We start from the raw sequence: 12,305 nt of genomic DNA, 5'->3' as shown, positions 1-12,305 counted from the left end.
GTCGAGTCTCTTGACGTCGAGAGAGATCGCCGGGCATCGTGGAACCATGACCAGCCCCTCCTGGGACCCCGCCCAGTACCTGCGCCACGCGGACCACCGCGCCCGCCCCTTCACCGACCTCCTCGCGAGGATCCCCCACCTCCCCGCGCCCCGCCCCCGCATCGCCGACCTCGGCTGCGGCCCCGGCAACATGACCCGCCTCCTCACCGAACGCTGGCCCACGGCCCGCGTCACCGGCTACGACAACTCCCCGCAGATGCTGGCCGACGCGGCGGCGTACGCCACCCCGGACCTCGACTTCGCCCACGCGGACCTCACGGCCTGGGTCCCCGCCGAGCCGTACGACCTGCTGATCTCCAACGCGGCGCTCCACTGGGTCCCCGGCCACCTCGACGCCCTCCCCGCCTGGCTCGACGCGCTCACCCCCGGCGGCACGCTCGCCTTCCAGGTCCCCGACAACATCGACGCGCCCCTCCACGCGCTGATGCGGGACCTGGCGGACACGCCCCGCTGGAAGCCCCGCCTCGCCGACGTCCTGCGCCCCGAGAACTCCGTCCACACCCCGGAGACCTACCTCGCCCGCCTCGGCGGCACCGCCGACGTCTGGCAGACCACGTACCTCCACGTCCTCCCCGGCGACGACCCCGTCCTCGACTGGGTCAAGGGCACCGGCCTACGCCCCGCCCTCGACGCCCTCGCCGACGACCCCGAGGCCCGCGACGCCTTCGTGACCGAATACCGCGACCTCCTCCGGCAGGCCTACCCGCCACACCCGTACGGCACGGTCCTGCCGTTCCGCCGCCTGTTCGCGGTGGCGACGAAGGCGTGACGCCCCACGGCCGCTTCGGTGACAGGGGCTAGCGGGCTCGGCGTCGCCCCCGCAGGCACAGTGCCACGAAGCCCGCCGGGAGCAGCGTCGCCAGGGTCCAGCCCAGGCGGGACGAGAAGGCGTGGGTCACCGGGACCCACTTCCCCCACGGTTCGCGTGCGACCAGGGCGGACGTGTCGGGGAAGGAGGGGAACGAGACGTGGACGAAGGCGCCGGGGACTGTGCCCTCGCAGGCGTAGTGGGCCTCGATCGTGCTGCGGCCGTTGCCCGGGAGGTTCGGGAGGGGGCCGCAGCCTGTGATGTGCATGACCTGGGCGTGGAGCAGGCCCAGGTGGGTGGCCGCCGCCGTGCCCGTGGCGAGGGTGGCCAGGGAGGCCAGGGCGATCAGGGACCAGGAGAAGACGGGGTGGGTGCGGAGCAGGGTCACGACTTGCGGCGCCCTATCAGGTGCGGCTTGGCCTCCATGCCGTCCAGGCCGTGCCAGGCGATGTTCACCAGGTGCGCGGCGACCTCCGCCTTCTTGGGGCGGCGGACGTCCAGCCACCACTGCCCGGTGAGCGCGACCATGCCGACCAGGGCCTGGGCGTAGAGGGGAGCGAGCTTGGGGTCGAAGCCCCGGCTCTTGAACTCGCGCCCCAGGATGTCCTCGACCTGCGTCGCGATGTCGGAGATCAGGGAGGCGAAGGAGCCGGTGGACTGCGGGATGGGGGAGTCGCGGACGAGGATGCGGAAGCCGTCCGTGTACTCCTCGATGTAGTCGAGCAGGGCGAACGCGGCCTGCTCGCACAGCTCGCGGGGATGCCCGGCGGTGAGGGAACTCGTGACCATGTCCAGCAGCCGCCGCATCTCCCGGTCGACCACGACCGCGTACAGGCCCTCCTTGCCGCCGAAGTGCTCGTACACGACCGGCTTGGAGACTCCGGCCTTCGCCGCGATCTCCTCCACCGAGGTCGCCTCGAACCCCTTCGCCGCGAAGAGCGTGCGGCCGATCTCCAGGAGCTGCTGCCGGCGCTCCGCCCCGGTCATCCGGGTACGGCGGGCGCGCCGGGGCTTCTCATTGCTCGCGGTGCTGCTGGGATCGATGGCCACAGCGTCCATCATGCCGCTTCGGCGCCCGCCTTCCGGCGCCGGGACGGGCCGACGTCGGTGTTCCGGCGGGAATCGATACGGGAGCGTGACGGCCACCGCACGTCGTACGCCCAGCCGAACGCCTCGAACCAGCGGATCAGCCGCGCCGAGGAGTCGATCTGGCCGCGCTCGACGCCGTGCCGCGCGGACGTCGGGTCGGCGTGGTGCAGGTTGTGCCAGGACTCGCCGCAGGACAGGACGGCCAGCCACCACACGTTCCCGGAGCGGTCACGGGACTTGAAGGGGCGCTTGCCGACGGCGTGGCAGATCGAGTTGATGGACCAGGTCACGTGGTGCAGCAGACCGACGCGGATCAGGGAACCCCAGAAGAACGCGGTGAACGCCCCCCACCAGGACATCGTCACCAGGCCCCCGACCAGCGGCGGGATCGCCAGGGAGATGAACGCCCACACGATGAACGTACGGGAGATCCGCCGGATCGCCGGGTCCTTGATCAGGTCCGGCGCGTACTTGTCCTGCGGCGTCTGCTCCTCGTCGAACATCCATGCGATGTGCGCCCACCACAGGCCCTTGAGCAGCGCCGGGATCGTCTCGCCGAAGCGCCACGGCGAGTGCGGGTCGCCCTCGGCGTCGGAGAACTTGTGGTGCTTGCGGTGGTCCGCGACCCAGCGCACGAGCGGCCCCTCGACCGCCATCGACCCGGCGATCGCGAGCGCGATCCGCAGCGGGCGCTTCGCCTTGAACGAGCCGTGCGTGAAGTACCGGTGGAAGCCGATCGTGATGCCGTGGCAGCCCAGGAAGTACATGAACACCATCAGGCCGAGATCGAGCCAGCTCACCCCCCAGCCCCAGGCCAGCGGCACGGCCGCGAGGATCGCGAGGAACGGGACGATGATGAAGAGGAGGAGCGTGATCTGTTCGAGCGAACGCTTCTGTTCCCCGCCCAGCGTCGCCGACTGCCCCGGCGGCAGTGGTGCGCCGGGCGTCGCCTCCGGGGCGTCGTCGATCACATCGGAGCTTGTGGCCATGGGGCGTCCCCTGTGGGGTCGAGGGTGTGGATCGGGTACCTAGGGTTTTGTCGGCCCTAGCCGAGGACGGTTTCCTACGCTTCCGTAACCTACGGCGTCGTAAGTATGGCAGCGCGGTCCGGTGCGGCAAGAGCCCGACAGTCTGCGCGTGCCGCCGGACACCTATCCTTGGACTCGGTCGGACAGCGCGGTCCGCTCTGATTTCTTCCCGGATGTCCGGCCTGTATGCGAAAGTCAGCCGCGTACCCGCCTGACCTCCGGGTTTCCTCCAGATGCCAGAAGAGCTTCACCACTGCAAGGAGCCGCACCTGTGAGCAGTGCCGACGACCAGACTGTTGCCCAGGAGACCACCTCCGCCGAGCTGCGCGCCGACATCCGCAGGCTGGGCGACCTCCTGGGCGAGACCCTCGTACGGCAGGAAGGTCCCGAACTCCTCGACCTCGTCGAGAAGGTCCGCCGCCTCACCCGCGAGGACGGCGAGGCAGCCGCCGAACTGCTGCGCGGCATCGAACTGGAGACCGCCGCCAAACTGGTGCGCGCCTTCTCCACGTACTTCCACCTGGCGAACGTCACCGAGCAGGTCCACCGCGGCCGTGAGCTGCGCGCCCGCCGCGCCGCCGAGGGCGGACTGCTCGCACGGACGGCCGACCGCCTCAAGGACGCCGACCCCGAGCACGTCCGCGAGAGCGTACGGAACCTGAACGTCCGCCCCGTCTTCACGGCGCACCCCACCGAGGCGGCCCGCCGCTCGGTCCTCAACAAGCTCCGGCGCATCGCGGCCCTCCTGGAGACCCCGGTCATCGAGTCCGACCGGCGCCGCTACGACACCCGTCTCGCCGAGAACATCGACCTCGTGTGGCAGACCGATGAACTGCGGGTGGTACGCCCCGAGCCGGCCGATGAAGCCCGCAACGCGATCTACTACCTGGACGAGCTGCACGCCAACGCCGTCGGTGACGTCCTGGAGGACCTGACCGCCGAGCTGGAGCGGGTGGGCGTAGTCCTTCCGGAGGAGACCCGGCCCCTTACTTTCGGTACCTGGATCGGCGGCGACCGCGACGGCAACCCGAACGTCACCCCCCAGGTGACCTGGGACGTCCTCATCCTCCAGCACGAGCACGGCATCAACGACGCGCTGGAGACCATCGACGAACTGCGCGGGTTCCTGTCCAACTCCATCCGCTACACGGGTGCTACCCAGGAGCTACTGGACTCCCTCGCCCTCGACCTCGAACGGCTCCCCGAGATCAGCCCCCGCTACAAGCGGCTCAACGCCGAGGAGCCCTACCGGCTCAAGGCCACCTGCATCCGGCAGAAGCTGGAGAACACCAAGCGGCGCCTCGCCGAGGGCATCCCGCACGCCGAGGGCCGCGACTACCTCGGCACCAGCGAGCTGCTCGCCGACCTCACGCTGATCCAGGAGTCCCTGCGCCAGCACCGGGGCGGGCTCTTCGCCGACGGCCGCATGAACCGGACCATCCGCACGCTGGCCGCGTTCGGTCTCCAGCTCGCCACCATGGACGTCCGCGAGCACGCCGACGCCCACCACCACGCGCTCGGCCAGCTCTTCGACCGGCTCGGCGAGGAGTCGTGGCGGTACACGGACATGCCGCGCGAGTACCGGACGAAGCTCCTCGCGAAGGAGCTGCGCTCGCGCCGCCCGCTCGCCGGTACGCCGGCTCCCGTCGACGCGGCCGGGGAGAAGACCCTCGGGGTTTTCCTCACCGTCAAGCGGGCGCTGGAGGTGTTCGGGCCCGAGGTCGTCGAGTCGTACATCATCTCGATGTGCCAGGGCGCGGACGACGTCTTCGCGGCGGCGGTCCTCGCCCGCGAGGCGGGGCTCATCGACCTGCACGCCGGGTGGGCCAAGATCGGCATCGTGCCGCTCCTGGAGACCACCGACGAGCTGAAGGCCGCCGACACCATCCTTGAGGAGATGCTGTCCGACCCGTCCTACCGGCGGCTCGTAGCTCTCCGGGGTGACGTGCAGGAAGTGATGCTGGGGTACTCCGACTCCTCCAAGTTCGGGGGTATTACGACGTCCCAGTGGGAGATCCACCGGGCCCAGCGTCGGCTTAGGGATGTAGCCCACCGGTACGGGGTACGGCTCCGGCTCTTCCACGGGCGCGGCGGCACCGTCGGCCGGGGTGGCGGCCCCTCGCACGACGCGATCCTCGCGCAGCCCTGGGGGACCCTGGAGGGCGAGATCAAGGTCACCGAGCAGGGTGAGGTGATCTCGGACAAGTACCTGATCCCCTCGCTGGCCCGGGAGAACCTGGAACTGACCGTCGCCGCGACGCTCCAGGCCTCCGCGCTGCACACCGCGCCCCGCCAGTCCGACGAGGCGCTCGCGCGGTGGGACGCGGCGATGGACGTCATCTCCGACGCCGCGCACGCCGCCTACCGGGAGCTGGTGGAGGACCCCGACCTGCCGACGTACTTCCTCGCCTCCACACCGGTCGACCAGCTCGCCGACCTGCACCTGGGCTCGCGGCCCTCCCGCCGCCCCGGCTCGGGCGTCTCGCTCGACGGACTGCGCGCCATCCCCTGGGTCTTCGGCTGGACCCAGTCCCGGCAGATCGTCCCCGGGTGGTACGGGGTCGGCTCCGGGCTCAAGGCGCTGCGCGAGGCGGGGCTCACCGCGACATTGGGAGGAGAGGGCGTCCTCGACGAGATGCACGGACAGTGGCACTTCTTCCGCAACTTCATCTCCAACGTCGAGATGACCCTCGCCAAGACGGACCTGCGCATCGCCGCGCACTACGTCGACACGCTCGTGCCGGACGAGTTGAAGCACGTCTTCGACCGCATCAAGGCCGAGCACGAGCTGACCGTCGCCGAGGTCCTGAAGATCACGGGTGAGGGTGAACTCCTCGACGCACAGCCCGTGTTGAAGCAGACGTTCGCCATCCGGGACGCCTACCTCGACCCGATCTCCTACCTCCAGGTGACCCTGCTGAAGCGCCAGCGGGACGCGGCTGCGGCGGGGGAGAAGGCGGATCCTGTGCTGTCGCGGGCCCTGCTGCTCACGGTGAACGGGGTCGCGGCGGGGTTGCGCAACACCGGCTGACCTTGCGGGAGTTGGAGGGCGCCTCGGGCAACTGGGGCGCCCTTCGGCGTACTTGGGGCGTCGGAGGCGGTGAACCGGAGGCGCTGCGGCGTCGGCCGGGCGGGGCGCGGTGTGTTTTGGGCGCCCTCATCCCCGTACGAGCCGGAGGCTCACACCGCGAGGAACGCCGCCGTCACCAGGGCGACCCCCGAGCCCGCCATCAGCCACGCGAGCCGTGCCTTGCGCAGGCCGCCGGCGACGATGACCGACGCGAGGAGCAGGGCGCCGCCGAGCGGGACCCAGGCGTACAGGATGCCGGCGGGGCCCGAGCGGACCGCCTCGTCGGAGTCGGGTTTCACGACCACGGAGTAGGTCTGGCCGACCTCGACGGCGATGGGCTCGGCGATGGTCATGGTCTTCCGCGCGGTCGCCCCCGCTGACCCCGGCGTGAACGGACCCGTGCACGACTCCTCCCCGCACCGCGTCACCACGACGGTCCCCTTCTCCCGCCCGCCCGGCAGCATCACGTGCTGCGCCGTCCCCCAGGACGCCCAGACGCCCGCGATCAGGATGAGAAGAGCGACCAGCCCCATGGACGCGACCCGCCCGGCCCGCAGAGCGGCCGACGGACGCCGGGACCTGGCCGCCCGGCGACGTCGGGAGGCTGGCATGGCGGGGATCATTGGCCATGCCCCCGCGGTCCGTCAACGTTGGCTGGTCAGGAGGGTGGCCCTGACGTGGTAGCTCAGGAGTTGTACGACTGCTGCGCCCTCTCCAGGCCCTCCGTCACCAGCGCCTCCACCGCGTCCGCCGCGCGGTCCACGAACCAGTCCAGTTCCTTGCGTTCCGTGGCGGAGAAGTCCTTGAGGACGAAGTCGGCGACCTGCATACGGCCCGGGGGGCGGCCGATTCCGCAGCGGACGCGGTGGTAGTCGGGGCCCATGGACTTCGTCATCGACTTGAGGCCGTTGTGGCCGTTGTCGCCGCCGCCGAGCTTCAGCCGCAGCGTGCCGTAGTCGATGTCCAGTTCGTCATGGACGGCGATGACGTTCGACAGCGGGACCTTGTAGAAGTCGCGCAGCGCGTTCACCGGGCCGCCCGAGAGGTTCATGTACGACATCGGCTTGGCCAGGATCGCCCGGCGGTTCGCCGGTCCGGGCGCGCCCAGGCGGCCTTCGAGGACCTGCGCCTGCGCCTTGCCGGCCCGCTTGAAGCGGCCCCCCATCCGCTCGGCCAGCAGATCGGCCACCATGAACCCGATGTTGTGCCGGTTCATCGCGTACTCGGGACCGGGGTTGCCGAGGCCGACGATCAGCCAGGGGTCGGTGGAGGTGGGGGTGGTCATGGGGGAAGTCTCCTAGATACATGCCGAAGCCGCCGCCCCCAAGAAGGGGAACGGCGGCTGGAGCTTAGCCGCTGAGGGCTCAGGCCTCGGCGGCCTCGTCGCCGGCTTCCTCGGACGCCTCTTCCGCCTGCGCGGCGAGGACCTGGAGGACGACGGCGTCGCCGTCGACGGCGAGGGTCGTGCCGGAGGGGAGCTTGATGTCCTTGGCGAGGACGGCGGCGCCGGCCTCAAGGCCCTCGATGGAGACGGTGACCTCGGTGGGGATGTGGGTCGCCTCGGCCTCGACGGGCAGCGCGTTGAGGACGTGCTCCAGGAGGTTGCCACCGGCGGCCAGCTCGCCCTCGGTGTGGACCGGGACCTCGACCGTGACCTTCTCGCCGCGCTTGACGAGGAGGAGGTCGACGTGCTCCAGGAAGCCCTTGAGGGCGTCGCGCTGGACGGCCTTCGGGATGGCCAGCTCGTTGGTCTTGCCGTCGATGTCCAGGGAGATCAGGACGTTCGGCGTACGCAGCGCGAGGAGCAGCTCGTGGCCCGGGAGGGTGAGGTGCTGGGGGTCGGTGCCGTGCCCGTAGAGGACGACGGGGACCTGGTTGTTGCGGCGGATCCGGCGGGCGGCGCCCTTGCCGAACTCGGTACGGGTCTCGGCGGCGAGCTTGACCTCGGACATGGGGATCAACTCCTCGTAGATGCAGATCACGGACGGGGTCACCCGGCCGAACATCGGCCTGCTACGAAGAGCGCGTCGATAACGGACCGCCGATCCCACCGACAAGCGGGACGGCCTCCCTCGCCGAGCAACTCGCGCAGTCTACTCGGCGAAGGAGGCCGTACCCAAAACGATCAGCTGACGACCGTCAGACGGTCACCCGGCGATCACAAGCCGTTGCAGAAACCTCACTGCTCGTCGAAGAGGCTCGTCACCGAACCGTCCTCGAACACCTCGCGCACCGCGCTCGCGATGGTCGGCGCGATGGACAGCACCGTCAGCTTGTCGAGGTCGGCGGCCAGCTCGCCCGGCGTGGGCAGCGTGTTCGTGAACACGAACTCGCTCACCCGGGAGTTCTTGAGCCGGTCGGCGGCGGGCCCGGACAGCACACCGTGCGTCGCCGTCACGATGACGTCCTCCGCACCGTGCGCGAACAGCGCGTCCGCCGCGGCGCAGATCGTGCCGCCCGTGTCGATCATGTCGTCGACGAGGACGCAGACCCGGCCCTTGACCTCGCCCACGACCTCGTGGACGGTGACCTGGTTCGCGACGTCCTTGTCCCGCCGCTTGTGGACGATCGCGAGCGGCGCCCCGAGCCGGTCGCACCAGCGGTCGGCGACGCGTACGCGCCCCGCGTCCGGCGAGACGACCGTCAGCTTGTCCCGGTCGACCTTCTCGCCCACGTAGTCCGCGAGGAGCGGCAGCGCGAAGAGGTGGTCGACGGGGCCGTCGAAGAAGCCCTGGATCTGGTCGGTGTGCAGATCGACCGTGAGGATGCGGTCCGCGCCGGCCGTCTTCATCAGGTCCGCGATCAGGCGGGCCGAGATCGGCTCACGGCCGCGGTGCTTCTTGTCCTGGCGGGCGTAGCCGTAGAACGGCACGATCACGGTGATCGACCGGGCCGAGGCCCGCTTCAGCGCGTCGATCATGATCAGCTGCTCCATGATCCACTGGTTGATCGGAGCTGTGTGGCTCTGGATCACGAAGCAGTCGGCGCCGCGCGCGGACTCCTCGTAGCGGACGTAGATCTCGCCGTTCGCGAAGTCGAAGGCCTTCGTCGGAACGACCCCGACCCCCAGCTGGTGGGCGACCTCCTCGGCAAGCTCGGGGTGGGCGCGGCCGGAGAAGAACATCATCTTCTTCTCGCCGGTCGTCTTGTTCCCGGTCACAGCACTGTCTCCTCAGAGGTGTCTCAGCCGCGCGACGCCGGTGACCTCACAACTGGGCGTGAGGGAGCCGTCTCAGCTGGTGGGTGCGGGTGTGCACTTATCACGGTACGCCCTGTTCGGCGCAGCCGTTTTCGGTCAGCTTTCGCCTTCGCCTTGCCGGGACGCCGCCTCGGCAGCCTTCGCCGCGGCGCTTCCCGGACGCTTTCGGGCCACCCAGCCCTCGATATTCCGCTGCTGGCCACGGGCCACGGCCAGCGAACCGGGCGGTACGTCCTTCGTGATCACGGACCCGGCGGCGGTGTACGCGCCGTCCCCGACCGTGACGGGTGCCACAAACATGTTGTCCGAACCCGTCTTGCAGTGCGAGCCGACGGTCGTGTGGTGCTTGCTCTCGCCGTCGTAGTTCACGAACACGCTCGCGGCGCCGATGTTGCTGAAGTCACCGATCGTCGCGTCGCCGACGTACGACAGGTGCGGGACCTTCGTGCCCTCGCCGATCGACGCGTTCTTCGTCTCGACGTACGTACCGATCTTGCCCTTCGCGCCCAGCCGGGTGCCGGGGCGCAGGTACGCGTACGGGCCGACGTTCGCGTTCTCGCCGATCGTCGAGGAGAGGGCGACGGTGTTGTCGACGCGCGCGCCCGCGCCGACGCGGGTGTCGGTCAGCCGGGTGTTCGGGCCGACCTCGGCGCCTTCGCCGATGTGCGTGGTCCCCTGGAGCTGGGTGCCCGGGTGGACGGTCGCGTCCTGGCCGAACGTCACCGTCACGTCGACCCAGGTCGTCGCCGGGTCGACGACCGTGACGCCGTCCAGCATCGCCTGCGTGAGGAGACGGTCGTTCAGGATGCGGCGGGCCTGCGCGAGCTGGACGCGGTTGTTGATGCCGGCGATCTCGCGGTGGTCGCCCGCGACCGAGGCGCCGACGCGGTGACCGGCCTCGCGCAGGATGCCGAGGACGTCCGTCAGGTACTCCTCGCCCTGGCTGTTGTCCGTACGGACCTTCTTCAGCGCGTCCGCCAGCAGCTGCCCGTCGAACGCGAACACCCCGGAGTTGATCTCCCGGATCGCCCGCTGGTCCTCGGTGGCGTCCTTGTGCTCGACGATCGCCGTCACGGCGCCGTCCGCGTCCCGCACGATCCGCCCGTACCCGGTCGCGTCCGGCACCTCCGCCGTGAGCACCGTGACCGCGTTGCCGTCGGTGTGGTGGGTGGCGGCGAGCGCCGTCAGCGTCGTACCGGTCAGCAGGGGGGTGTCGCCGCAGACGACGATCACCGTGCCGTCGACGGTCCCGCCGAGCTCCTCCAGCGCCATGCGGACGGCGTGACCGGTGCCGTTCTGCTGCTCCTGGACGGCCGTGCGGACGGCGCCGTCGCTCTCGGCGAGGTGCGCCGTCACCTGCTCGCGCGCGTGGCCGACCACGGCGACGAGGTTCTCCGGGGTCAACTCCCTTGCCGCGGCGAGCACATGGCCCACCAGGGTCCGGCCGCACAACTCGTGCAGGACCTTCGGTGTGGCCGACTTCATACGGGTGCCCTCACCCGCTGCGAGAACGACGACGGCTGCCGGGCGGATGGCGCTCACGGGGTTGCCCTTCGGCTTTGTGTGGGTGGGGACACCCGAAGGATACCGGGGCGTTTCCGGGGCGACATGGGAGCGGGCCCCGACCGTACTTCCGGTCAGGGCCCGTCGTTGTTCCGCTGTTGCTCCCCCGCCAGGACTCGAACCCGGACAAATGGCACCAAAAGCCACGGTGCTGCCAATTACACCACAGGGGAATATTTACGGCTGAACCGGAAAAAGGGCCCGGGTTGCCGAGTGGCGCTTCCTACTATGCCGTACCGAACCGCCTCCGTGCGACGGTACAAGTGCGCTGAGCCGGGGCCCTGTCGTGGAAAGTTTCCGGAAAACCGGGTAGGGGCGCCCGTAGGGTGGACGTATGACCAGGACGGGGGAAGAGGCGGCTGCGGGGCGGGCCGGGCCGTGGTGGTGGGGGCGATGGCGCAGCGCCGCGCTCGATCTGGGGCTCGGGCTCGCGTCCGTCGTCGAGTGCGCGCTGGAAGGGTGGCCGTTCGCCCACGACGCGGGGCTCCCCGTGTGGGCGGGGATGGTGTTCGGGGCGGTCGCCGGGAGCGTCCTCGTCGTACGGCGGAAGTGGCCCATCGCCGTCGTCCTCGTCTCCATCGCCATCACCCCGGCGCAGATGGGGTTCCTGCTCGGGATCGTCGGGCTGTACACCCTCTCCGCGACCGAGCTGCCCCGGCGGATCATCGGGTCCCTCGCGGGGATGTCGTTCGTCGGGATGCTCGTCGTCACGTTCGTCCGGCTCAAGCAGGGGCTGTCGCCCGGGGACCTGCTGGCCGGGAACTGGTTCGTGCCCTTCGCCTCCATCGGGACCGCCCTCGGGGTGACCGCGCCGCCCGTCCTCCTCGGGCTGTACGTCGGGGCCCGGCGGCGGCTCATGGAGTCCCTCCGCGAGCGGGCCGACAGCCTGGAGCGCGAACTCCAGCTGCTCGCCGAGCGGGCCGAGGAGCGGGCCGAGTGGGCGCGCGGGGAGGAGCGGACGCGGATCGCCCGGGAGATGCACGACGTCGTCGCGCACCGGGTGAGCCTGATGGTCGTCCACGCCGCCGCGTTGCAGGCCGTCGCCCGCAAGGACCCGGAGAAGGCGGTGCGCAACGCGGCGCTCGTGGGGGACATGGGGCGGCAGGCGCTGACCGAGCTGCGGGAGATGCTGGGGGTGCTGCGGAGCGGGACGGTGTCGGCGAGCGGGGAGCTGCCGCTGGCGGCCGTCGGGGTCGCCGCCGCCGCTGCCGCGTCCCGGGCCGTCGAGGACGGGGACGGGCCCTGCCTCGCGGACGTCGAGGAACTGGTCGGGCAGTCCGCCGCCGCCGGGATGGTCGTGGACCTGTCCGTGGAGGGGGAGGCGCGGGGGTATCTCGCGGTGATCGAGCAGACCGCGTTCCGTGTGGTCCAGGAGGCGCTGACCAATGTGCACAAGCACGCGGCCGGCGCGAAGACGTACGTCCGCCTCGCGCATCGCGGCGAGGAGATCGCCATGCAGGTCGAGAACGAGCCGCCTCCGGAGGCGGC

11 protein-coding genes and 1 tRNA gene are annotated in these 12,305 nt (G+C 70.6%); 3 read left to right on the top strand and 9 right to left on the bottom strand.

Features of this window, described 5'->3' with window-relative positions; genetic code table 11:
* Positions 1–46 precede the first annotated feature (46 nt).
* A complete protein-coding gene (locus AOK24_RS03140) occupies positions 47–829 on the top strand; it encodes a trans-aconitate 2-methyltransferase (protein ID WP_055718503.1) in 783 nt (260 codons plus the stop codon).
* A 28-nt stretch (positions 830–857) separates the two neighbouring features.
* Here AOK24_RS03140 and AOK24_RS03135 read toward each other — a convergent pair whose 3' ends face one another.
* The 3 genes from AOK24_RS03135 to AOK24_RS03125 are packed head-to-tail and all read right to left on the bottom strand — an operon-like array spanning position 858 to position 2,946.
* Positions 858–1,256: a hypothetical protein gene (locus AOK24_RS03135; protein WP_055718502.1), complete on the bottom strand. Its 399-nt coding sequence runs from the start codon at positions 1,254–1,256 to the stop codon at positions 858–860.
* Positions 1,253–1,930: a TetR/AcrR family transcriptional regulator gene (locus tag AOK24_RS03130; RefSeq protein WP_029184017.1), complete on the bottom strand. Its 678-nt coding sequence runs from the start codon at positions 1,928–1,930 to the stop codon at positions 1,253–1,255. The genes AOK24_RS03135 and AOK24_RS03130 overlap by 4 nt, the downstream gene beginning before the upstream one ends.
* Complete coding sequence (locus AOK24_RS03125) at positions 1,927–2,946, bottom strand: acyl-CoA desaturase (RefSeq protein WP_055718501.1); 1,020 nt, start codon at positions 2,944–2,946, stop codon at positions 1,927–1,929. Before AOK24_RS03125 ends, AOK24_RS03130 begins: the two co-directional genes overlap by 4 nt.
* A gap of 310 nt (positions 2,947–3,256) precedes the next feature.
* On the opposite strand from AOK24_RS03125, the gene ppc reads away from it, so the two are divergent.
* The gene (gene ppc, locus AOK24_RS03120) at positions 3,257–6,016 is read left to right on the top strand and encodes a phosphoenolpyruvate carboxylase (protein ID WP_055718500.1); all 2,760 of its coding nucleotides are present in this window, start codon (positions 3,257–3,259) and stop codon (positions 6,014–6,016) included.
* A 149-nt stretch (positions 6,017–6,165) separates the two neighbouring features.
* Here ppc and AOK24_RS03115 read toward each other — a convergent pair whose 3' ends face one another.
* The 6 genes from AOK24_RS03115 to AOK24_RS03090 form a co-directional block, all read right to left on the bottom strand.
* Positions 6,166–6,678 carry a hypothetical protein gene (locus tag AOK24_RS03115; RefSeq protein WP_107103885.1) on the bottom strand — a complete coding sequence of 171 codons (513 nt, stop codon included), beginning with the start codon at positions 6,676–6,678 and terminating at the stop codon, positions 6,166–6,168.
* Positions 6,679–6,740: 62 nt separating this feature from the next.
* Positions 6,741–7,340: an aminoacyl-tRNA hydrolase gene (gene pth / locus AOK24_RS03110; RefSeq protein WP_055718499.1), complete on the bottom strand. Its 600-nt coding sequence runs from the start codon at positions 7,338–7,340 to the stop codon at positions 6,741–6,743.
* A gap of 79 nt (positions 7,341–7,419) precedes the next feature.
* The gene (locus tag AOK24_RS03105) at positions 7,420–8,007 is read right to left on the bottom strand and encodes a 50S ribosomal protein L25/general stress protein Ctc (RefSeq protein ID WP_055718504.1); all 588 of its coding nucleotides are present in this window, start codon (positions 8,005–8,007) and stop codon (positions 7,420–7,422) included.
* A 227-nt stretch (positions 8,008–8,234) separates the two neighbouring features.
* Positions 8,235–9,215 (bottom strand): ribose-phosphate diphosphokinase, encoded by a 981-nt coding sequence (locus AOK24_RS03100; protein WP_055718498.1) that lies wholly within the window; start codon positions 9,213–9,215, stop codon positions 8,235–8,237.
* 135 nt (positions 9,216–9,350) lie between these two features.
* Complete coding sequence (glmU, locus tag AOK24_RS03095; RefSeq protein ID WP_079056655.1) at positions 9,351–10,796, bottom strand: bifunctional UDP-N-acetylglucosamine diphosphorylase/glucosamine-1-phosphate N-acetyltransferase GlmU; 1,446 nt, start codon at positions 10,794–10,796, stop codon at positions 9,351–9,353.
* 122 nt (positions 10,797–10,918) lie between these two features.
* Positions 10,919–10,990: transfer RNA gene (locus tag AOK24_RS03090), tRNA-Gln, on the bottom strand.
* A 161-nt stretch (positions 10,991–11,151) separates the two neighbouring features.
* Here AOK24_RS03090 and AOK24_RS03085 point away from each other — a divergent pair.
* The coding region (locus tag AOK24_RS03085; RefSeq protein ID WP_055718496.1) for a sensor histidine kinase at positions 11,152–12,305 on the top strand (1,154 nt) is incomplete at its 3' end.

This window comes from Streptomyces niveiscabiei (assembly GCF_001419795.1).
GTDB classification, from domain to species: Bacteria; Actinomycetota; Actinomycetes; order Streptomycetales; family Streptomycetaceae; genus Streptomyces; species Streptomyces niveiscabiei.
This window is presented reverse-complemented; position numbering and strand designations above follow the sequence as displayed.